Source organism: Streptomyces sp. NPDC046870 (genome assembly GCF_040704595.1).
GTDB classification, from domain to species: Bacteria; Actinomycetota; Actinomycetes; order Streptomycetales; family Streptomycetaceae; genus Streptomyces; species Streptomyces argyrophylli.
Window position 1 is genome coordinate 202,935 of the sequence record NZ_JBEYXM010000004.1, and the last position, 19,849, is coordinate 222,783.

Genomic DNA, 19,849 nt, shown 5'->3' on the forward strand with positions numbered 1-19,849 from the left:
TGGGAGCCGCAGGGCCCGGGAGCCGCCGCTCCGCGGCAGCGGAAGGGCCCGGTACCGAACCGGTACCGGGCCCCCTCGTCCTGCCTGGTCAGTGCGCCAGCGCGGGTTCCCCCTCCACCGCCGGCGCCTGCTCGGCCCCGCCCTCCACGTGCTGGGCCGGACGCTTCGGCAGGGCGGACATCAGTAGGAAGATCACGCCCATGATCCCGGCGACCCACCACAGGGCGTGCTGGAAGGCGTGTGTGAAGGCCGGGCCCACCTGGGCCGGTGTCAGCCGGTCGCCGATCTGACCGAAGAAGACCACCGACACCAGTCCCAGTCCCAGCGCGTTGCCCATCTGCTGCACGGTGTTGATCAGCCCGGAGGCGGACCCGGCGTGCTCGCGCGGCACCTCCGAGAGCACCGCGTCGGTCAGCGGGGCGACGATCAGGCCCATGCCGGCGCCCATCACGACCAGCGGCAGGGCCATCTGCCAGGAGGCGATGGCGAGGCCGTAGTGGCGGGCCTCCCCCAGGTACAGCAGCACGCCCGCGCCCATCACCAGCGCGCCCGCCTGGAGCACCTTCCGCCCGAACCGCGGGACCAGCTGCTGCACCGACAGGCCGGCCGCCGTGGACACGGCGATGGAGAACGGAACGCCGGTCAGCCCGGCCCGCAGCGGGCTCCAGCCGAGGCCGATCTGCAGGTAGAGCGTCCAGACCAGGAAGAAGATGCCGAGCGCCACTCCGAAGACGGTCTGCACGGCGATGCCCGCGGCGAAGCTCTTCACCCGGAAGAGGGACAGTTCGATGAGCGGGGAACCGTCCCTGGCGGCCTTCCGTTTCTCGTACGACACCAGCGCCGCGAAGACGGCGAGCGCGCCGGCCATGCAGAGGTCTCCCCACAGCGGCCAGCCCAGCTCGCGTCCGCGGGTGAGCGGATAGAGCAGCATCAGCAGGCCCAGCGTGACCAGGGCGACGCCGACGAGATCCAGCTTCAGCGCCCTGGGGGCCCTGGACTCGGTGATGAAACGGCGGCCCAGCAGCCAGGCGAGGACGCCGACAGGGAGGTTGATGAGGAAGATGGGCCGCCATTCGAGGCCGAACAGGTTCCACTCCGTCAGCAGTGCGCCGAGCAGCGGACCGGAGACCGCGCCGAGGCCGACGATCGCGCCGAACAGACCGAAGACCTTGCCGCGTTCGTGGGCCGGGAAGGTGGCGTGCACGATCGACAGCACCTGCGGCACCATCAGCGCCGCCATACCGCCCTGGAGGATACGGGCGGCGACCAGCATCTCCGGGTTCGCCGCGAAGCCGCACAGGGCCGAGGCGAGCGTGAAGCCGCCGACACCGATCAGGAAGAGCCGCTTGCGGCCGTGGATGTCGCCGAGCCGCCCGCCGGTGATCAGACCTGCGGCGAAGGCGAGGGCGTAGCCGGCGGTTATCCACTGGATCTGGCTGACCGAAGCGCCCGCGCTGCGCTGGATGGACGGGATGGCGATGTTGACGATCGTCACGTCCACCAGGTCCATGAAGGCCGCGGTCATGACGATGGCCAGGGCGAGCCAGCGGCTGCGGTCGGCGGTCGGCGCGCGCAGTTCTCCGCGCCCCTGTGCGGTGGTGCTGTCGTTCGGGGTCATGAAGCGACCGTAGGACCGCATTAGGACGGATCATGTCCTAGTTCTCCGGCATGCTCGGACGCATGACGACCGATACCCCGGCCCGGCTGCTGCAGCTCCTCTCGCTCCTCCAGACGCCCCGCGAGTGGCCCGGCGGTGAGCTCGCCGAGCGGCTCCGGGTGTCGCGGCGGACCGTGCGGCGGGACGTCGACCGGCTGCGGGAGCTGGGCTATCCGGTGCAGGCGACGAAGGGCGCGGACGGCGGGTACCGGCTGGTGGCGGGCAAGGCGATGCCGCCGCTGGTGCTGGACGACGAGGAGGCGGTCGCCATCGCGGTGGGGCTGCGGGCCGGCGCCGGACACGCCGTGGAAGGGGTGGACGAGGCGTCCGTACGGGCCCTGGCCAAGCTGGAACAGGTGCTGCCCGCCCGGCTGCGCCACCGGGTGTCCACGCTCCAGGCCGCGACCACCGCGCTGACCCACGGGGACGGGCCGAGCATCGCCCCGGAGACGCTGACCGTGATGGCGTCGACGGTGGCCGGACGGGAGCGGCTGCGGTTCGCCTACCGCGACAAGGACGGCGGCACGTCCCGGCGGCTGACCGAGCCGCACCGGCTGGTGTCCACGGGCCGGCGCTGGTACCTGGTCGCGTACGACCTCGACCGGGCGGACTGGCGCACCTTCCGGGTCGACCGGGTGAGCGAGCCGTTCGCGACCGGGGTCCGGTTCGCGCCCCGGGAGTTGCCGACGGGGAGCGCCGCCGAGTTCCTGCGCCAGTCGCTCCACAGGCGGCAGGAGACGTACGCGTTCGAGGTGCGGTTCGCCGCGCCGGCGGACCGGGTGTCCGGGCGCCTGCCGACGTGGCTGGGGGTGCCCGAGGACGACGGCGCGGGCGGCTGTGTCCTGCGGGGCACCACCGGCGACCCCGTGGAGTGGCTCGCGGTACGGCTGGTGATGGCCGGCTGCGAGTTCACGGTGCGCGGGCCGGGGGAACTGGTGGAGTGCGTACGGGAACTGGGCGGCCGGTTGAGCCGGGCGGCCGACGCCGACACCGGCGGGAGGGCGTAGGGCCGTTTCGCTTCGGTGCGGGGCCTCACCGGTGCCGGGGAGCCGCGGGTCCGCCGTCTTCGCTGGTCCCGCCCGGGCCTGTCACCCTGCCCCGCCCGGGCTCTCGTTCTGGCCCCAGTCGAAGGACCGGAGGGCGCGCAGGTTGTCGAGGGCCAGGGCCGCCGGGCCCTCCGGGCCGGTGGGCGAACTCGTCGTGGCGGCCCAGGACTCCACGGCCACGCGCACGGCGGCACCGGCCACGGCCGCGGCGAAACGGAGGTGCGGGGTGAGCGGGGCCGGTCTGCCCGCCGCCTCGGCCCGCCTCACCAGGATCTCCGCCAGCGCGCCCTCCGACATCTGGCACACCTCCGCCCACACCTTGCGCAGGGCCGGACTGGTGTCGGCGAGGCGGACCAGGGTGCGGAGCCATTCCCAGGAGGCGGCCGAGACGCCGAGGCCGGGGGTGAGGGTGTGGTGGACGGCGTGCTCGAGCGCCTCGGAGAGGGTCAGGTCCGCCGGGGCCGTACGGACCGCCTCGGTCCAGCGCTGGGCGCCGGCCGCGTAGAGGGGGGACACCGCTTCTTCCTTGGTGGCGAAATAGCGGTAGAAGGTGCGCGGTGCGATGCCCGCGGCCTGGGCGATGTCCTCGGCACGGGTGGCCCGCAGGCCGCGCTGGACGAAGAGGGCCGCCGCCGCCCGGGCGATCTCCATCCGGGTCTCGGCCTTCCTGCGCTCGGTGAGGGACACCGGCACCGAGGCGGAAAACGGCTGGTGGGAGGGGCTGGAGGTGGTGCTCATCCCGGCAGGCTATGCCGGTGTGGCAGAATCTGCCATCCGGCGGTCCACCCCGGGGTTCAGGTACGGGGTGGGCCGTCTTCCAGCAGGTCAGACCGGGTCAGGGCCCGGCACGCCCCGTGGCCGCCCGACCCCGCGTCCCCTTCACGAGAAAAAGCCGGACTCCGGCGCCCGGGGGGGGGAAGGGCGCCGAAGTCCGGCTCGGGAAGGTCCCGGCGCCGGGGGGATTGCGACGGGACACGTGGTTCACGTGGGCCGGCCGCGTGAGGCCGGCCGGGGCTGTGCGGTGGGGTGGGGAGTGCGGTTCCCGGGGCCCGCTCCTGGGCCCGGAAGGGTTGTTCCCTCGGGCCCAGCGGTTGAAGCGAGGCGACAGCGCCATGTTTGCGCCGTCTTTCGCGACCGGGCGTACGCCCCGTGCGCCCCCTGCGTCACGCCGCAGCGTCGAAACCGGTCTGGCGGGCCAGCTTCTTCAGCTCCAGCAGCGCGTGCTTCTCGATCTGCCGGATCCGCTCGCGGGTGAGCCCGTGCTCCTTGCCGACCTCGGTCAGGGTGCGCTCGCGGCCGTCCTCGATGCCGTACCGCATCTTGATGATGGAGGCCGTGCGCTGGTCCAGGCGGCCGATCAGGTCGTCCAGCTCCTCGCTGCGCAGCAGGGTCATCACGGACTGCTCGGGGGAGACCGCCGAGGTGTCCTCGAGCAGGTCGCCGAACTGGGTCTCGCCCTCGTCGTCCACCGACATGTTCAGCGACACCGGGTCGCGGGACCAGTCGAGGACGTCCGTGACGCGCTCCGGCGTCGAGCCCAGCTCCGCGGCGATCTCGGCCGGCTCCGGCTCGCGGCCGTGCTCGCGGTTGAACTCGCGCTGCACGCGGCGGATGCGGCCCAGCTCCTCCACCAGGTGGACGGGGAGCCGGATCGTGCGGGACTGGTCGGCGATGGAGCGGGTGATGGCCTGCCGGATCCACCAGGTGGCGTACGTCGAGAACTTGAAGCCCTTGCGGTAGTCGAACTTCTCGACCGCGCGCACCAGGCCGGCGTTGCCCTCCTGGATCAGGTCCAGCAGCGGCAGACCGCTGCGCGGGTAGCGCCGGGCGACCGCGACGACCAGACGGAGGTTGGAGCGGATGAAGACGTCCTTGGCCCGCTCGCCGGCGGCGACCAGGGCCTCCAGCTCCTCGCGGGTGGCGTCCGTCTTGGACTCCTCCTCGCCGTCGAGGACCTGCCGCGCGAACACACCCGCCTCGATGGTCTGGGACAGCTCGACCTCCTTTGCGGCGTCGAGCAGCGGCGTACGCGCGATCTCGTCGAGGTACATGCCGACCAGGTCGCGGTCTGCGATCTCGCCGCCATGAGCGCGAACACTGCTTGCCGAGTCGGCCGTCTCGCCGGTGGCGGACTGACGACGGGCGACGGCACGGGTTGCCATGCGTGCTCCCTTGCGATGGTGGGCTGGCGGGTGGTCCTGGCGAACGCTCGGCACTGACGGGGGAGTCTCCGGGACTCACTCACTCGCTCTCGCTCCGAGACTCTCTCCGAGTGCCCTGCATCCGTGGGAAACAACGACTGGAATCCGGACAGAATTCCCAACCCGCCCCCCGATTTTTCTGATCATGCAGTACCCTGTCCGCCACGCTGGGAGGCAAGATGCCGTCGGAACGTACTGAGGCGCAGGTCAGACCGGGAGTCGAGGCGGACCTCGATGCCCTCACGGCGATCTACAACCACTATGTGCGTGAGACGGCCATCACATTCGACACCGCGATCTTCACTCCGGAGGAGCGCCGCCCTTGGCTGCTCTCCCACCCGGAAGACGGCCCGCACCGGCTGATGGTTGCCACGGACGCGGAGTCACAGGAGATTCTGGGGTACGCCACATCCAGCCCTTACCGGCCGAAGCCGGCGTACGCGACGTCCGTGGAGACCTCGGTGTACGTGGCCCCGGACTCCGCACGAGGGGGCGCCGGCGGCCACCGCGGGATCGGCACGCTGCTCTACCGCGCCCTGTTCGACGCCCTGGCCGGGCAGGACGTGCACCGCGCCTACGCGGGCATCGCCCAGCCGAACGAGGCCTCCACGCGGCTCCACGAGCGCTTCGGCTTCGCGCACGTCGGAACGTACCGCGAGGTGGGGCGTAAGTTCGGCCGCTACTGGGACGTCGCCTGGTACGAGAAGCCTCTCTAGCCGGCCCGGGGGGCCCTCCGGCCCGGCCGGCCGTCGCGGCCCGCCCGGACGCGTCACTTATCCGAACTGCACCGACCGCTTGGCCATTCCCATCCAGAACCCGTCGATGACGGACCTCTGCGCGTCCAGCTCGCCGCCCGCCTCCGCCGCGCCCATGGTCACGAACAGCGGGGCGAAGTGCTCGGTGCGCGGGTGGGCGTAGCGGCCGGCCGGTGCCTTGTTCAGGAAGTCGAGCAGCGCGTCCCAGTCGCGGGTCTCCAGGGCCCGCCGTCCCCAGTCGTCGAACTCGGAGGACCAGCTCGGCACGCCCCGGCCGGTGTGGCGCAGGGCGGCGAGGTTGTGGGTGAAGAAGCCGGAGCCGACGATCAGCACGCCCTCGTCGCGCAGGGGGGCGAGCTTGCGGCCGATGTCCATCAGGCGCACCGGGTCGAGGGTGGGCAGGGAGATCTGCAGGACGGGGATGTCGGCGTCCGGGAACATCTCGACGAGGGGGACGTACGCGCCGTGGTCCAGGCCCCGGTCGGGGATGTCCTGGACGGGGATGCCGGGGGCGCGCAGCAGCTTGCGGACGGACTCGGCGAGCGCGGGGGCGCCGGGGGCGGCGTACCGGACCTGGTAGTAGTGCTCCGGGAAGCCCCAGAAGTCGTAGACGAGCGGCACGGTCTCGACCGCGCCGAGGGCGAGCGGAGCCTCCTCCCAGTGCGCGGAGACCATGAGGATCGCCGTGGGCCGGGGCAGGGAGGCGGACCAGGCGGCGAGCTGGCCGGGCCAGACGGGGTCGTCGGCGAGCGGCGGGGCGCCGTGGCTGAGGTACAGGGCGGGCATGCGCTCCTGGGCGGTGGCGGACATCGCGGCGGCTCCCGGTGATCCAGTTGCTTTAAGTCTCAAGTTCTCATGGAAACCCTACGCGTGACTTGTTCAAGTTTCAAGGAGCTGCCTCGTACAGTGGGGATATGAACACGGCACCGGACCCCGCCGCCGCGCGGCACCGCTGGCTCACCGACGAGGAACAGCGCATCTGGCGCGCCTACCTGCACGCCACCACCCTGCTGGAGGACCACCTCGACCGGCAGCTCCAGCGCGACGCGGGGATGCCGCACATCTACTACGGCCTCCTCGTCAGCCTCGCCGAGGCGCCGCGCCGCCGGCTGCGGATGACCGAGCTGGCGATGAAGGCCAAGATCACCCGCTCCCGGCTGTCGCACGCCGTCGCCCGGCTGGAGAAGAACGGCTGGGTCCACCGGGAGGACTGCCCCAGCGACAAGCGCGGCCAGTTCGCCGTCCTCACCGACGCGGGCCAGGAGGTGCTGCGGCGCACCGCGCCCGGCCACGTCACCGCCGTACGGCAGGCGTTGTTCGACCGGCTGAGCCCGGAACAGCAGAAGGCCCTCGGCGAGATCATGGAGATCGTCGCCGAGGGCCTCCAGCCCAACGAAGCGGGTGCGGACCTGCCCTGGCTGCGCTAGGGCCTCTCGTTCGGATCATGCCGGGCTCGCGCCTGATCCAGACGAAGGACCCTGGTCAGCGCGGGGCGGGCCGGGCCGTACGGCCGGTCAGTGGGCCACCACCGGCACCGGGAGCTCGTCCTCGACACCGTCGCCCGAGGCCATCGGGGTGGCACCGGGACGGCCGGCGTTGACGAAGGTGAACGCGATCAGGGCGGCGACGGCCAGGATGCCGACGGCGAACCAGATCGCGGTGCTGTACCCGTGCACCTGGCCCTGCAGCGTCACCAGCTGCTGCTGCGGCCTGGAGGCGGCACCGGCGATGTGGTCCTTGATGTACGAGGTGGTCGCCGAGGCGGCGATGGTGTTCAGCAGGGCGGTGCCGATCGCGCCGCCCACCTGCTGCGAGGTGTTGACCATCGCGGAGGCCACACCGGCGTCCCGGGGCTCGACGCCCTGGGTGGCCAGGGACATCGCCGGCATGAACGCCGTACCCATGCCGAGGCCGAGCAGCACCATCGCGGGCAGCAGCAGGGCCGCGTAGGAGGAGTCGATCTCCAGCTGGGTCAGCAGCAGCATGCCGATCGCGGCGACCAGGAAGCCCGGGCCCATCAGCAGGCGGGCCGGGACGCGGGTCATCAGCCGGGTGCCGATCTGGGTGGAGCCGGTGATCATGCCGGCCACCATCGGCAGGAAGGCGAAGCCGGTCTTGACCGGCGAGTAGCCCTTCACGACCTGGAGGTAGTAGGTCAGGAAGAGGAACAGGCCGAACATGCCGATGATCGCGAGGCCGAGGGAGAGGTAGATGCCGCCGCGGTTGCGGTCGGTCACCACGCGCAGCGGCAGCAGCGGGGCCTTGACCCTGGACTCCACGACCGCGAACGCGACCAGCAGCACCACGGACGCGACGAACATCGACACGGTCACCGCGTCGCCCCAGCCGTCGGACTCGGCGCGGGTGAAGCCGTAGACGAGCGCGACCAGGCCGAGGGTGGACAGCAGGACGCCCGGGATGTCGAGCGGGTTGCGGTTGCGGCCGCCCTCCGGCTCACGGATGACGAAGTAGGCGCCGGCCGCGGCGACCACGGCGAACGGGACGTTCACGAAGAAGGTCCAGCGCCAGTCCAGGTACTCGGTGAGGAAACCGCCGAGGATCAGGCCGACGGCACCGCCACCGCCCGCGATGGCGCCGTAGATGCCGAACGCCTTGGCGCGCTCCTTGGCGTCGGTGAACATCACCGCGAGCAGGGACAGCGCGGCCGGGGCCAGCAGCGCGCCGAAGACGCCCTGGAGGGCGCGGGCGCCGAACATCATCGAACCGGTGGTGGCGGCACCGCCGAGTGCGGAGGCGGCGGCGAAACCGGCGAGGCCGAGCACGAAGGCGCGCTTGCGGCCCCACAGGTCGGCGATCCGGCCGCCGAAGAGCAGCAGGCCACCGAAGGCGAGGGCGTAGGCCGTGACGACCCACTGCCGGTTGCCGTCGGATATGCCGAGGTCGGTCTGGGCGGAGGGAAGGGCGATGTTCACGATGGTGGCGTCGAGGACGACCATCAGCTGGGCGAGCGCGATGAACACGAGCGCCTTCCAGCGGTTGGCGTCACCGCTCGCAGCGGCGGCGCCGGGAGCCTTGAGGGCTGCTTCGGACATGGAGATACCCACTTCGGGACTTCGTGACGGAGAAGCCCGGACCTTCGTGACGGAGAGGACCGGAACTTCGTGAAGGAGGAGGTGACGAAAGGTGTGACGGAAAAATGACGAGAAAACGGAGTACGACGGAACGATGAAGAGGCCGTGCTCGGAAGGAGGAGGGGCGGAAGGCGGACGGGCCGTTCCACGGAGGGTGGACCGGGTGCGGGAGCTGAACTGATCGGTCGGTCGTCGGTCAGCAGTCGCGCAGCTCCCTGATGTCCACGGCCCGGCCCGGCAGGGTGGAGCGGCCGGGGGCCCGCAGACCGTCGAGGAACAACTGCAGATGACGGTGGACGAAGCGGTCGCCGCGCAGGCAGTCCGTGCCGGCCGGGGGCCGGCTCAGCTGGGCCGCGACGATCATCAGATCGCCGACGCCGACGTCCGCCCGGAGCTGCCCGGCCGCCTTGGCCCGGCCCATGACCTCCTCGACCAGCTGCTCGACGCGCTCGCGGGAGGCCACCAGGTCGGGGTGGTGCTGGTCGAAGGTGCTGGACACCATGGGGCACAGCGCACTGATCCGCTCGTCGGCGGCGGTGTGCACGAAGCGCTCCAGAGCGGCGAAGGCGTCCCCGGTCTCCGCGAGGGCCAGCTCGGCCGCCTCGGCCGTCCGGTCCATGACGGAGCAGACGACCTCGCGGACGAGGGCGTCACGGTCGGGGAAGTTGCGGTACACCGTGGCGTTGCCGACGCCGGCCCGGCGGGCGATCTCGTCCAGCGGCACGTCCGGGCCGTGCTCGACGAACATCTCCCGGGCGGCGGTGATGATCCGCTCCCGGTTGCGCAGGGCGTCGGCGCGCGGCCGGGGCGCCTTGCGCGCGGAGGGGGCGGTCGTGGCGGGCACGGTGAACTCCTCGGGTAGGTCGGGGTGCTGCGTGGTGGTGCGCCGTGGCGCACCCGGTGACTCGGCGGCGGCCGCTCGACGGTGAGCGTGCGCGTGCGCGTGCCCGGCGTTGATCCGGGGAGCCGGTCCCCGTTTCCGTCGGACACAGGCTAAACGGGGAAACCCTCCCCGGTTATTTCCCGCCCGCCGGAAGAACCGGTGTGACCTGAGACACAATCACCACCCGCCGGGATTCACCCCGCCGCCGCCCCGCTTTCCCACGATCGGTCTCCTCCAGCGCGCGCCCACCGGCCTGTCGACACAGGGTGAGCGCAAGGGTGCAGCCGGTGACCGGCGGCTGCCGTGGCGCGAAAGGTCCCTGCATGCAGCCGCAGCCGCAGCCCCGCCCCCGCCGCCGGATACGCCCGCGCCGGGTTGCCGCCCTGTCGATGGTGACCGCACTGACCCTCGCGGTCAGCACCTCGGCCGGGACCGGGAACCTCACGGCGCCCACCTTCGCCGCCGGGCCCGACAGCCTGGCCCGCAACTCCGCGCTCGTCCCCTGCATGATCCGTGGCGGTCTGGACGTGCAGATGACCGAGGGCCTGCCCACCCCGTCCGGCTACTCCCGCGCCACCGGCACCGTCCGCGCCCTGACCCTGATGGTGGACTTCCCCGACGCGCCCGGACCGGGCAGCGCGATGGACCGCTTCCACGAGTTCTTCCCGCAGACCCAGGAGTGGTTCCGCACCGCGTCGTACGGCCGTCTCGACTACCGCCCCGAGACCCCCGTCACCACCTGGCTGCGCATGCCGAAGACCTTCCAGGCGTACGGCATAGAGCGCGGAGCGCCCTTCGACCCCGGCTACCGGAACCTGGTCCAGGACATCGTGACCACCGCCGACCCGGCCGTGGACTTCCGCGACTACGACCTGCTGAACGTGCTCATCACCCCGAACGCCGGCCCCTCCGCCCTGGACACCGTGCTGTCCGTGACCTTCGCCGGGAACGACGACGCCCCGGTCGCCGACGGCGTCCGCATATCCAACGCCTCCTTCGTCTACTCCCGCCAGGACGACGGCTCCGGCTCCTACTCCCGCACCGGCTACCGGGTGCTGCCGCACGAGAACGGCCACACCTTCGGCCTGCCCGACCTGTACACCCAGGAGGGCGGGGGCGCGGTCGGGCACTGGGACATCATGAGCGAGGACTGGGGCGCCAACAACGACCTGCTCGGCTGGCACAAGTGGAAGCTGGGCTGGCTGGACGGCGACCAGGTCGGCTGCGCGGCGGCCAGGGGCAGCACCGAGTACACCCTGTCCCCGCTGTACCGGCCGGGCGGCGGAAAGCTCGTCCTGGTGCCGGTCACCGCGGGCAGCACCTACGCGCTGGAGGTACGCGCGCAGGGCGGCAACGACGAGGCGGTGTGCCACCCGGGAGTGCTCATCTACAAGGTCGACGGCGCCGTCGACACCGGCCGCGGCCCGGTCACCGTCTACGACAGCCACCGCCAGAGCGGCGGCTGCACCCGCAGCCCCAACGTCCACGCCGAACTCTCCGACGCGCCGTTCGCCTCCGGCGAGACGTTCAAGGACCCCCGCCACGGCATCACCGTCCAGGTCCTGAGCACGGACGAGGAGGGCGACTACCGGATACGGATCACGAGGGGGGCGGGGGCGGGGGTCGGGGCGTGAGGGGGCGGCCGGGGGCTGGTGATCGATGGTTCCCGGGCAGACCGCGATCCGGCTGACGCGGGGGCGGGCACGGGACCGGCTCACGGCCGGGAGAGGTTTACCGTAGGCGTGCCCCGATGGGATGCCGTACCGGAGAGACGATGCCCGCGATGACCGCAGTGGATGCCGACGCCCGCACCGGGGACGGGACGCCGGCGGAGGCGGTCGGACCGCTGCTGCGGGGCGTCGCGGTGCTACGACGGCTCACCGAGGCGGGCGGCACGCTGAGCCCGAGCGCGCTGGAACGGGCCACCGGCCTCGCCCGCTCCACGGTGGACCGGATCACCGGCACCCTTGGCCGCATGGGCTACGTCCGCCTCGACGGCCGGGATGTCGTCCTCACCCCCCGCGTGATGGAGCTGGGCAACGCCTACCTGGCCGCCCTGCGCCTGCCCGCCCTGCTCGACGCGCGCGCCGACGCCCTCGCCGACGAACTGGACGAGTCGGTGTCGCTCGCGGTCGCCGACCTCGACGGCATCCGCTTCATCCACCAGGCCACCCGCCGCCGCGCGCTGTCCGTGAGCTTCCGCATCGGCGACCTGCTGCCGGCCGAACGGACCGCGCCGGGCGCGCTGTTCGCGACCGAGTGGACGGCAGCGGACTGGACCCGCTGGCGGGAACGCCGCACGCAGGACGCACGGGACGCGTCCTTCCCCGCGGTACCGCCCGGAGCGGACCCCGCGGACGACGCCTTCGCGGAAAGGGTCGAGCGGGCGCGCCGGGACGGCTGGGCCGTGGACGACCAGCTGATCGAGCCGGGCCTGGTCGCGGTGTCCGTACCGGTACGGGACCCCGGCACCGGCCGGGTGGCCTGCGTGGCGAGCGTGGTCAGCCACACCAGCCGGCACTCCGCCGCGGACCTGCGCACCAGCCTGCTGCCCCGGCTGCGTACGGCGGTGACGGCGATGGAGGCGGCCCTGCGCACCGCACCCGCACCCGAGCCGGGTCCGGCACCGGCCGGCCTGGCGACCTGGACCACGGCGTCCAAGCACGAACTCGGCCGGGACTTCGTGGAGTCGCTGGCCCGGGGCCTGACGGTGCTGACGGCGTTCGGCGGGGGCCGCTCCGCACTGTCCCTGACGGAGGTGGCCCGCGCGACCGGCCTGTCCCGGGCCACCGCACGCCGGGCGCTGCTCACCCACGAGCACCTGGGCCTGGTGGCGGCACACCCCGACCGCACGTTCACCCTGACCCCGCGCGTCCTGGACCTCGGCTTCCCGGCCCTGTCCCGGACGACACTGCCCCGCCTGGCCGAACCGCACCTGCGGGCCCTGGCGGACGCGGTACGGGAACCGGCCGCACTGGCGGTGCTGACGAACGACGGCGAGGAGATCCAGTACACGGCCGGGGCGGGCACGAGCCGGGTCCTGACCGTACAGATCACCGTGGGCACACGGCTGCCGGCGACCGCGACCTCCCTGGGCCGCGTCCTCCTGGCGGACACCTCCGCCTCCCTGTCCCCCACGCTCACCGAGGTCCGCTCGCAGGGCTACGCCCTGGTCGACGAGGAACTGGAATCGGGTCTGCGGTCCATCGCCGTACCGGTACGGGACCGCACGGGCCGGACGGTGGCCGCCCTGAACGTCTCCACCCACGCGGCCCGCCGCACCCTGCCGGACGTCGTCGCCGATCTCCTGCCCGCCCTGCACGCGACGGCGGCCCACATCCAGCAGGACCTCCACACCGCATCCCGCTTCACCCACGTCCCCCCGTCCTGATCCGGTACCCTGTGGACCAACGCCTCGCCTTCGTAGCTCAGGGGATAGAGCACCGCTCTCCTAAAGCGGGTGTCGCAGGTTCGAATCCTGCCGGGGGCACAGTGAGAAGGGCCAGCTCAGGAGGAATTCCCTCCCAGGCTGGCCCTTAGCCGTTTCAGGCGCCGTGCCACATGCGTGCCACTACGCCCGTTCGGCACCTCGTTGGAGCGGAAGGGGTCCCCGCTACTCCGTGGCAAAGGGTGCATACCCGACCGGCACCTCGCTGACCTGCAAGTCCGAGAAGATCAGGGTGAGACGGTGCGCATTGGCCTCAATGCGCACCTCATGGAAGTCGATCCCCAACGGCTTGCGCCCAACGGCGGGTCGCTTCCGACTGCGGGAGGACCTTCGCACCTGGGTACAGGAGGATCGTCGCTCCGGATGTCTCCACGCGGATGGCGCGCAAGACCCACTCCTATCTACTCGTCTATATAAGATGGGTCCTGCGAGTCCCTTGATCGGGATCGCGTACTCACCTTGCCAGATAACTTACCCACTCGTCTATACGAGTAAGCGTGTTTGGGGTGTTCGAGTTCGGAGAAGCGTCCTGCGGCCGATGTCAGGCCCACCCGCCAGAATCCACCCATGCTGATAGCGACCAACGGCCGTGGCTACGAGCTGAAGCGCCCCACGAAGCCGGCAGTAGGAACCATGCTCGCCAACCTGAGACGCGGCAACGAGTACTTGATCCTTGAACGGCGGGATGAGGAACGGGAGGGCGACTGGTACATCCAGGTCTGGTTCCGCGACAACAACACCTACCAGCTGGAATACCGCAACGGTGTCCCTGCGGAGCACTACCAGACCCGAACGGTGTCCCAGGAGAAGGTCTTGCAGGCTCTCCTCGGCTGGATGCTCGACAAGCCCGACTGGCGAGAGAACCTCATGTGGACCAACATCGGCCACATGTTTGCCCTTGCCACCGACGGCGAGGACGAGCCGACCGCTTAGAGCTGTGCCGCCGCCCACCTGATCACGTAGCCGGAAGCTGGTACGAGAGCACGTACGCGTCCGCCGCCATCACCGTGTCGCAGACCTCGACGGCCCGACCCTCGGTGTCGAAGGCCGTCCGAATGAGGTGGATGACCGGCACGCCGGCCGCCAGGTGCAGGAGCTTCACCTCTGGGGGCGAGGGCATCCTGGCGCGGATCTCTTCCTCGAAGTGGTCGAGGCGGTGACCCAGCTCTTCGAGGCGGGCGTAGATGCCGCCGGGGCCGGGGTTGGGTTCGGCGATGGGGGTTCCGCGGGCGATGTCGAGCGGGAGGTAGGAGGTGGCGAACTCGACGGGTCGCCCGTCGAGCAGGTACCGGCGCCGACGAGCCAGCACGCGCCGCACCGAGCCCAGCCGGGCGGAGACGTCCTGACTAGCTTTCTCCTCCTTGACCTCCAGACTGTCCACCTGGGGGTGGCTGCCGGCCGCGTCTGCTTCCACGATGAACGCGGACTTGCCCTGCTCCCGGTGCCGCCGGGCGAAGCGGTCCGAGGCGAGCCGCCGCACGGGCGGTCGTGGTCGCACGAAGACGCCCCGGCCGTGCTCGGCGTGCACCAGGCCTTCACCCTGGAGGATGGAGAAGGCGTTGCGGACCGTCATCCGGGACACCCCGAAGTGGTCGACAAGGTCGGCTTCAGAGGGCAGTTTCTCGCCCTCGCGGAATCGCCCACGGTCGATGGCCTCGCGGAGCTGGTCGACGATCTGCCGGAAGACCGCACGATCGCTCGTGGGGTCGAGATCACCGAGGAGGCCCGAAGAAAGAGGGCTCACGTGAGTACTCCTTTAGGTATCTAGACGAGTGGGCGAGTGTTGTTGCTACGGTGGAGAGCCTAGCCAGCCGAGAGGGCCGAGGAACGTGAGCAGTGAACGCCCGCACTCCGTGAGCGTCGCCGGGGTCGTCGTGGACGACCACGGTCGGGCCCTCCTGATCCAGCGCCGGGACAACGGCCACTGGGAGCCACCGGGCGGTGTCCTCGAACGCGAGGAGACCATCCCGGAAGCCCTCCAGCGCGAAGTCCTCGAAGAGACCGGAATCAAGATCGCACTTCCGGCGACCCTGACCGGCGTCTACAAGAACATGAAGGGCCTGATCGTCTCGCTGGTCTTCCGCTGTGAAGCCGCCGACGGTGTGCCCACCACCGGTGACGAGACCCGCGCGCTGCGCTGGGCCACCCGCGAAGAGGTCACCGAGCTTGCCGACGAGGCGTACGCGATCCGCGTCCTTGACGCACTCGACGCGACGATCCCGCCGGCCATCCGCGCCCACGACGGCGTGAAACTCGTCTAGCCCGAACCCGCTGCACATGGCGGCCTACCAGCACGAAGGAACTTGTATGCACGAGTATACGAGTACAGTCCGGGTCTGGGGACTGAGTTGCCCAGGATTCCCCGAAGAAGTGAGCCGGGCCCGCCGCTGGACGCGCGACATCCTGCGCGGCTCCCCCTTAGCCGAAGACGCCGAACTGATCGTGAGCGAGCTGAGCGCGAACGCGATCCTGCACACGGCCAGCGGCCGGGAGTACGGCAGCTTCCACCTGGCGGTCGCCGTCTCGGCTCAGGTGGTGGCGGTGTCAGTCACGGACGACGGCGGCACGGCCACGGCCCCGAAGGTCGAGCACCAGGACCAGGACGCCGAGCACGGCCGCGGGCTGGACATGGTCAGTGCCATCGCCCACCGGGTCGTCGTGCACGAGAGCGACCAGGGCCACACGGTCACCGCGGAGCTGTACGCGGACGCCCGTCTGGGAGGCCACCCATGCTGAAGCCGCCGCAGCGGGGCTACTGGTGCGAGTGCTGGACCGAGGACCTGACCGAGCAGCGGGGGCCGGCGCTGATGGCATCGTTCGACGCGTACTCGGCACCCCAGGCCGACCGTTGGGTAGCGGTCGCGCTCCGCACGATCTCACCGGCCCTAGACGCTGACGCCTCCGACGAGGTGTGGGAGTGGTTGTACGAGGGCCGCATCGCGACCCGACGAGCCCTGTTGCGCGCCGAGCCGTGCACGGTTTCGGTGACCCACGCCAAGACCCGCATCACGTGGACGATCCGGCCCGTGCTCTTCCTGCCACTCGCGCACCGCCAAGCAGCCGGACTCCCGCCGTGTGCGTACGACTTCAAGCCCGGCCCGACAGACTGAGTTACAACTTTCTCTACTGGTTCAAGGCGGCTCGCTCCGCTCACCGCGCGGCCCGGCCCCCGGCCGGGCCTGCGCTCCTGTCTCCGCCCCGCTCCAGCCCGGCCGGCGCCCGTGCCGCGCGCACAGCAATCAGCCACCTGATGTCAGAGAAGGGGTACGTCGTGGCTGGGGCGGTCGGCTCCACGCCTTTACGGAGCCACTTTGGCGCGAGCCTCGAAGATCGTGGCCCCAACGTCGTGCTTTACCGGGCAGGTCCACAGACTGCCCGACGCGCCGGAAGCTTACGAGGCCATGATCACTCGCGCCAAAGCAGCGCCACCCCAAAGCCGCTCCACCGACCTGACTGCCATGCTGCCGCAACCTACGTTTAACCCGGATACCCACGGACGACCAGCCAGAATGAGAGCACCGCCCTCTACAACCCTTAAACCCGTGAAAGCACTGCACAGCCACGCACCTCAATGGTACGTTCAGCACGCAACATCTCTTGACGGGTGGGAGTCCTCATATGCCGAAAATGCCCAGCAACGCGCAGATGCTGATCATGCGAATCTTTGATGCATGGAAAGAAGAGAACCTACCTACGGTCGACGGGGGCACCGCCTTTGAAGTCTTCGCATCCGAGCTTGCATTGCGGTCATTTGGGCTGGGGCTTGAGGATATTGAAGCGGGGATTGTAGGCGGCGGGCAGGATGGCGCCATTGACTCAGTGTACGTTTTCTTCGACGACACGCTGCTAGATGAAGACTCAGATGTAGTGTCAGAAACAAGCCGCCCCACCGATTTCGGGCAAGATAGAAACCTTGAACTCTGGGTGGTGCAGGCTAAGCGGACACCCAGCTTCGCCGAGGAGGTGGCAGAAAAGCTAGAGAATACAATGCGCCGATTGCTGGACCTCTCGCAACCCCTTGACGATCTATCCGTTCTATACAATCCCACGCTTCTGGCACGCTTCGGAATCTTCCGCGCCGCCTGGGAGAAGCTCCTCACGCGCCGCCCCCGAATCAGCGTAAACGTTATTTATGCCACTCCAGGAGACTCCAGCAACATCACACCGCAGTTCGAGGCAAAACTACACGCCCTGAAGCAGGTGATTCTCTCTTCAGTGCCGGACGCACGGACAATTTCCGTAGAGCTTCTCGGCGATAAAGAGCTATTGGCTAGGTACAACGAACGTCCGCCTTACACCTTGGCTATGAATTATCAAGAAAGCGCCACAAGCGGACAGTCCCATGTAGCCCTCGTGAAGCTGAGGGACTACTACAACTTGATCGTAGATGAGAACGGTCGACTCCGTCGGCACCTCTTCGAATGGAACGTCAGAGACTATCAAGGTAACGTGTCGGTCAATCAGGAGATTCGCCAGTCCTTGACGGCTACCGAAAGCCCTGAGTTTTGGTGGCTAAACAATGGCGTCACCCTGATTTGCAGCGAAGCTACGAGTACAGCGAAGACCTACTCCCTATCAAATATTCAGATCGTGAATGGTTTGCAGACCAGTCACGAAATTTTTGAAGCGCTCAGAGGAAACGCTACGGAAGAAGCCGCAGAGCGCATGCTTCTCGTGCGGATTATCGTCACTGCTGACGCCGCAACCAGAGATATGGTCATCAGGGCTACCAATCGCCAAACAGCAATTACTGACGCCTCTCTGCGTGCAACGGATGAGGTGCAACGCAATATCGAGGACTATTTTTTGACCCAAGGCTGGTACTACGACAGGAGGAAAGGATATTACAAGAACGACGGCAAGGATCCTGCCAAAATTGTGAGCATTCAATTCGTTGGAGCGTCCGTCACAGCGATGGGACTGGCGCGCCCGGACAAATCTCGCGGAAAGCCTTCTTCGCTACTTAAGAACGATGAAGACTACCGTCTCGTTTTCAACTCGTCAATTGATCTGCAGACCTATCTCTGGTGCGCAAGACTACAGCGCCAAGTGGACAACTTCATCTTGTCTGATGCCGCCGAAGCCAACGTGTCTCAAAAGAGCAACCTTAAGTTCCATCTATCCATGCTCATCGTGGAAAAATTGAACGGTGGTCCCATTCGAAGGCCGCAGCAACTCCGCCCCCTAGCCTCCAGGAGCGCTGGAGTCGAGGAAACAGAGATCAAAACTCTCTTCGAAAATCTCAAGGAATGGTCTGCTACCTATCTTGACCAAGAAGGCGTAATCCTGGAAAGGGCAACCAAGGCTCAACGGTTCAGCGAGTACCTACTGAACCGAGCGCAAGCAGCTCGGCAGGCATCGCCCTAACTCCACTTAGAGATCGCGGCCCGCGTCAATGGCGTTGGCCGCGACGCTCTGCCTCGATCTCCTCGGCCTCAATGCGTCGTCTTTCCTCCTCGTACTCCCATGCCTCCTTGTAGCGACTATAGCGACCATTCGGCTCTGGCATTTGTGCATCGCCGCGCTTCCATGCAAACAAACAGGAAATCAGGTGATGAACCGTTCCCGTTATGAGCCACTCTCGACTTCGCCTGTAGGGACCGAGATTGATCCAATCCCAATCATGGATCCATGTCAGGCCGTCGAGAAGGAGCGTGCGAAGTTCCTCATCGCGCACTTCTAGTGCTGCTACGCGCGCCGGTTCTAGATATTCATGCAGTTCTTTTCCCCAGGCCTGCTCACGCTCGACAAGCTGCTCGTATGTATCCGAAGGAACATCTGCCAATGTGGAGTCGGGCGGCATCTTCCTTACGTGTCCCAACAACGCCGTAAGCGCCTGGGCGTTGGCGGTAACCACGGCCGCCCGCTCTGCCTCCTCACGCGCGAGTCGAGCGTCAGCGAGTTGTCGCTTCTGCACCTGGTGGGTCGAGGCGTAGGAGGTGGCGGCACCAACGACTACGCCGACAAGTCCGATAAAGGGTGTAAGCCAGTCCACTAGACCAGTGTTGCTGCCGCCTCGTCGCACAGGGACAGGAACCCTGTATTTCCCACGACGACCGTGAGGAGCAGTCACGACCAGTGAGGTCCATACGCTGTCCTGTACAGCAGCCTCCCGCCCGCCGGACCATGGCTGAGGGCGACTCCAGAGCCCGGAGAGGAGAGCGCATGGCGGACAGAGAGGCGGCAATCCGCGCTGTGGCGCGCCGCGCTGACCACGTGTACTGGGTACGGAAGTGGCCCGACAAACCGACCTGGCGGGACCGGCTTCGCCGGTGGCTGAACCCGGCGTCGTACCACTTCGACGGGACCGCCACCCCACCGGAACCCTGGGTCGACCGGCCCGCCGGCCACTACGAGCGAACAGGCTGGCGCATCCGTGCGGCCTACGTCCGATCCGACCTGGCCTTCGAGGTTGAGTACGTGGTCTGCAACCTGTGCAAGATCGGCTGGGTCGAAGCGCCTCACTCCTATGAGGGCTTTAAGCGCTGCGGCCTCGCCTCAGCCGCTCTTCGGTCCCTGCGCCACGCCTACCCAGGAGTCCAGTGGCATACGGGCGGCGGTCACTTCCGCGAGGCCGAGCCGTTCTGGAATTCCGTCAGCGTCGACGTGCCCGGCGGCTACACCCAGCGGGCAAGATGCCGTCATGTGGAACCGTGGCAACCGCGGTGAACGTGACGACACTTCAGGTCCGTGACCAGTGAACCCGTGATGGCCGCCCGTCTCAGTTTCCGTCTCGTTCACCCCCGTTCGCTGCCGTTCTGGCGAGA

The 19,849-nt window shown here is 68.9% G+C and carries 19 protein-coding genes and 1 tRNA gene; 12 read left to right on the forward strand and 8 right to left on the reverse strand.

Annotated elements, in window-relative coordinates; translation table 11 throughout:
* Nucleotides 1-88: 88 nt before the first annotated feature.
* On the reverse strand, nucleotides 89-1,618 hold the full coding sequence (locus tag AB0946_RS12000; protein WP_366760450.1) for an MFS transporter: 1,530 nt from the start codon (nucleotides 1,616-1,618) through the stop codon (nucleotides 89-91).
* Between the two features lie 62 nt (nucleotides 1,619-1,680).
* On the opposite strand from AB0946_RS12000, the gene AB0946_RS12005 reads away from it, so the two are divergent.
* The gene (locus tag AB0946_RS12005; RefSeq protein WP_366760451.1) at nucleotides 1,681-2,664 is read left to right on the forward strand and encodes a WYL domain-containing protein; all 984 of its coding nucleotides are present in this window, start codon (nucleotides 1,681-1,683) and stop codon (nucleotides 2,662-2,664) included.
* An 81-nt stretch (nucleotides 2,665-2,745) separates the two neighbouring features.
* Here the strand turns inward: AB0946_RS12005 and AB0946_RS12010 are convergent, their stop codons facing one another.
* Together AB0946_RS12010 and AB0946_RS12015 are read right to left on the reverse strand one after the other, a co-directional pair.
* Nucleotides 2,746-3,354, reverse strand: coding sequence for a TetR family transcriptional regulator (locus AB0946_RS12010; protein WP_366760698.1), 609 nt, complete (start codon nucleotides 3,352-3,354; stop codon nucleotides 2,746-2,748).
* A 512-nt stretch (nucleotides 3,355-3,866) separates the two neighbouring features.
* On the reverse strand, nucleotides 3,867-4,865 hold the full coding sequence (locus AB0946_RS12015; protein WP_171155379.1) for a sigma-70 family RNA polymerase sigma factor: 999 nt from the start codon (nucleotides 4,863-4,865) through the stop codon (nucleotides 3,867-3,869).
* Nucleotides 4,866-5,083: 218 nt separating this feature from the next.
* On the opposite strand from AB0946_RS12015, the gene AB0946_RS12020 reads away from it, so the two are divergent.
* Nucleotides 5,084-5,620, forward strand: coding sequence for an N-acetyltransferase family protein (locus AB0946_RS12020; RefSeq protein WP_366760452.1), 537 nt, complete (start codon nucleotides 5,084-5,086; stop codon nucleotides 5,618-5,620).
* 57 nt (nucleotides 5,621-5,677) lie between these two features.
* On the opposite strand, the gene AB0946_RS12025 is transcribed toward AB0946_RS12020, so the two are convergent.
* Nucleotides 5,678-6,469 carry a class III extradiol ring-cleavage dioxygenase gene (locus tag AB0946_RS12025; RefSeq protein WP_366760453.1) on the reverse strand — a complete coding sequence of 264 codons (792 nt, stop codon included), beginning with the start codon at nucleotides 6,467-6,469 and terminating at the stop codon, nucleotides 5,678-5,680.
* 104 nt (nucleotides 6,470-6,573) lie between these two features.
* Here AB0946_RS12025 and AB0946_RS12030 point away from each other — a divergent pair, with 104 nt between their 5' ends.
* Complete coding sequence (locus AB0946_RS12030; RefSeq protein ID WP_366760454.1) at nucleotides 6,574-7,086, forward strand: MarR family transcriptional regulator; 513 nt, start codon at nucleotides 6,574-6,576, stop codon at nucleotides 7,084-7,086.
* An 87-nt stretch (nucleotides 7,087-7,173) separates the two neighbouring features.
* Here AB0946_RS12030 and AB0946_RS12035 read toward each other — a convergent pair whose 3' ends face one another.
* Nucleotides 7,174-8,712 (reverse strand): MFS transporter, encoded by a 1,539-nt coding sequence (locus tag AB0946_RS12035; protein ID WP_366760455.1) that lies wholly within the window; start codon nucleotides 8,710-8,712, stop codon nucleotides 7,174-7,176.
* Between the two features lie 235 nt (nucleotides 8,713-8,947).
* On the reverse strand, nucleotides 8,948-9,595 hold the full coding sequence (locus AB0946_RS12040; protein WP_366760456.1) for a helix-turn-helix domain-containing protein: 648 nt from the start codon (nucleotides 9,593-9,595) through the stop codon (nucleotides 8,948-8,950).
* Between the two features lie 362 nt (nucleotides 9,596-9,957).
* Between AB0946_RS12040 and AB0946_RS12045 the strand changes: the two genes are divergently transcribed.
* The 4 genes from AB0946_RS12045 (at nucleotide 9,958) to AB0946_RS12060 (ending at nucleotide 14,015) form a co-directional block, all read left to right on the forward strand.
* The gene (locus AB0946_RS12045; RefSeq protein WP_366760457.1) at nucleotides 9,958-11,268 is read left to right on the forward strand and encodes a M6 family metalloprotease domain-containing protein; all 1,311 of its coding nucleotides are present in this window, start codon (nucleotides 9,958-9,960) and stop codon (nucleotides 11,266-11,268) included.
* 140 nt (nucleotides 11,269-11,408) lie between these two features.
* Nucleotides 11,409-13,025 (forward strand): IclR family transcriptional regulator C-terminal domain-containing protein, encoded by a 1,617-nt coding sequence (locus tag AB0946_RS12050; RefSeq protein ID WP_366760458.1) that lies wholly within the window; start codon nucleotides 11,409-11,411, stop codon nucleotides 13,023-13,025.
* A gap of 26 nt (nucleotides 13,026-13,051) precedes the next feature.
* Nucleotides 13,052-13,124: transfer RNA gene (locus AB0946_RS12055), tRNA-Arg, on the forward strand.
* 525 nt (nucleotides 13,125-13,649) lie between these two features.
* The gene (locus tag AB0946_RS12060; protein WP_366760459.1) at nucleotides 13,650-14,015 is read left to right on the forward strand and encodes a hypothetical protein; all 366 of its coding nucleotides are present in this window, start codon (nucleotides 13,650-13,652) and stop codon (nucleotides 14,013-14,015) included.
* A 22-nt stretch (nucleotides 14,016-14,037) separates the two neighbouring features.
* Here the strand turns inward: AB0946_RS12060 and AB0946_RS12065 are convergent, their stop codons facing one another.
* A complete protein-coding gene (locus AB0946_RS12065) occupies nucleotides 14,038-14,826 on the reverse strand; it encodes a GntR family transcriptional regulator (protein WP_366760460.1) in 789 nt (262 codons plus the stop codon).
* A gap of 109 nt (nucleotides 14,827-14,935) precedes the next feature.
* On the opposite strand from AB0946_RS12065, the gene AB0946_RS12070 reads away from it, so the two are divergent.
* The 4 genes from AB0946_RS12070 to AB0946_RS12085 all read left to right on the forward strand — a co-directional run bounded on the left by AB0946_RS12070 (nucleotide 14,936) and on the right by AB0946_RS12085 (nucleotide 18,449).
* The gene (locus AB0946_RS12070; RefSeq protein ID WP_366760699.1) at nucleotides 14,936-15,343 is read left to right on the forward strand and encodes an NUDIX domain-containing protein; all 408 of its coding nucleotides are present in this window, start codon (nucleotides 14,936-14,938) and stop codon (nucleotides 15,341-15,343) included.
* Nucleotides 15,344-15,389: 46 nt separating this feature from the next.
* Nucleotides 15,390-15,818: an ATP-binding protein gene (locus tag AB0946_RS12075; RefSeq protein ID WP_366760461.1), complete on the forward strand. Its 429-nt coding sequence runs from the start codon at nucleotides 15,390-15,392 to the stop codon at nucleotides 15,816-15,818.
* Complete coding sequence (locus AB0946_RS12080; protein ID WP_366760462.1) at nucleotides 15,812-16,192, forward strand: hypothetical protein; 381 nt, start codon at nucleotides 15,812-15,814, stop codon at nucleotides 16,190-16,192. Before AB0946_RS12075 ends, AB0946_RS12080 begins: the two co-directional genes overlap by 7 nt.
* Nucleotides 16,193-16,709: 517 nt before the next feature.
* Nucleotides 16,710-18,449 carry an AIPR family protein gene (locus AB0946_RS12085; protein ID WP_366760463.1) on the forward strand — a complete coding sequence of 580 codons (1,740 nt, stop codon included), beginning with the start codon at nucleotides 16,710-16,712 and terminating at the stop codon, nucleotides 18,447-18,449.
* Nucleotides 18,450-18,474: 25 nt separating this feature from the next.
* On the opposite strand, the gene AB0946_RS12090 is transcribed toward AB0946_RS12085, so the two are convergent.
* The gene (locus tag AB0946_RS12090; protein ID WP_366760464.1) at nucleotides 18,475-19,077 is read right to left on the reverse strand and encodes a hypothetical protein; all 603 of its coding nucleotides are present in this window, start codon (nucleotides 19,075-19,077) and stop codon (nucleotides 18,475-18,477) included.
* Nucleotides 19,078-19,247: 170 nt separating this feature from the next.
* Here AB0946_RS12090 and AB0946_RS12095 point away from each other — a divergent pair, with 170 nt between their 5' ends.
* Complete coding sequence (locus tag AB0946_RS12095) at nucleotides 19,248-19,751, forward strand: hypothetical protein (protein WP_366760465.1); 504 nt, start codon at nucleotides 19,248-19,250, stop codon at nucleotides 19,749-19,751.
* The last annotated feature ends 98 nt before the right edge of the window (nucleotides 19,752-19,849 follow it).

Bases quoted from the DNA above. Each gene is read 5' to 3' on its own strand.
- AB0946_RS12035 (WP_366760455.1), bottom strand. From the start codon at position 8,712: ATGTCCGAAGCAGCCCTCAAGGCTCCCGGCGCCGCCGCTGCGAGCGGT.
- AB0946_RS12020 (WP_366760452.1), top strand. From the start codon at position 5,084: ATGCCGTCGGAACGTACTGAGGCGCAGGTCAGACCGGGAGTCGAGGCG.
- AB0946_RS12045 (WP_366760457.1), top strand. From the start codon at position 9,958: ATGCAGCCGCAGCCGCAGCCCCGCCCCCGCCGCCGGATACGCCCGCGC.
- AB0946_RS12005 (WP_366760451.1), top strand. From the start codon at position 1,681: ATGACGACCGATACCCCGGCCCGGCTGCTGCAGCTCCTCTCGCTCCTC.
- AB0946_RS12010 (WP_366760698.1), bottom strand. From the start codon at position 3,354: ATGGAGATCGCCCGGGCGGCGGCGGCCCTCTTCGTCCAGCGCGGCCTG.
- AB0946_RS12080 (WP_366760462.1), top strand. From the start codon at position 15,812: ATGCTGAAGCCGCCGCAGCGGGGCTACTGGTGCGAGTGCTGGACCGAG.
- AB0946_RS12025 (WP_366760453.1), bottom strand. From the start codon at position 6,469: ATGTCCGCCACCGCCCAGGAGCGCATGCCCGCCCTGTACCTCAGCCAC.
- AB0946_RS12015 (WP_171155379.1), bottom strand. From the start codon at position 4,865: ATGGCAACCCGTGCCGTCGCCCGTCGTCAGTCCGCCACCGGCGAGACG.
- AB0946_RS12095 (WP_366760465.1), top strand. From the start codon at position 19,248: ATGGCGGACAGAGAGGCGGCAATCCGCGCTGTGGCGCGCCGCGCTGAC.
- AB0946_RS12060 (WP_366760459.1), top strand. From the start codon at position 13,650: ATGCTGATAGCGACCAACGGCCGTGGCTACGAGCTGAAGCGCCCCACG.
- AB0946_RS12085 (WP_366760463.1), top strand. From the start codon at position 16,710: ATGCCCAGCAACGCGCAGATGCTGATCATGCGAATCTTTGATGCATGG.
- AB0946_RS12075 (WP_366760461.1), top strand. From the start codon at position 15,390: ATGCACGAGTATACGAGTACAGTCCGGGTCTGGGGACTGAGTTGCCCA.
- AB0946_RS12000 (WP_366760450.1), bottom strand. From the start codon at position 1,618: ATGACCCCGAACGACAGCACCACCGCACAGGGGCGCGGAGAACTGCGC.
- AB0946_RS12030 (WP_366760454.1), top strand. From the start codon at position 6,574: ATGAACACGGCACCGGACCCCGCCGCCGCGCGGCACCGCTGGCTCACC.
- AB0946_RS12050 (WP_366760458.1), top strand. From the start codon at position 11,409: ATGCCCGCGATGACCGCAGTGGATGCCGACGCCCGCACCGGGGACGGG.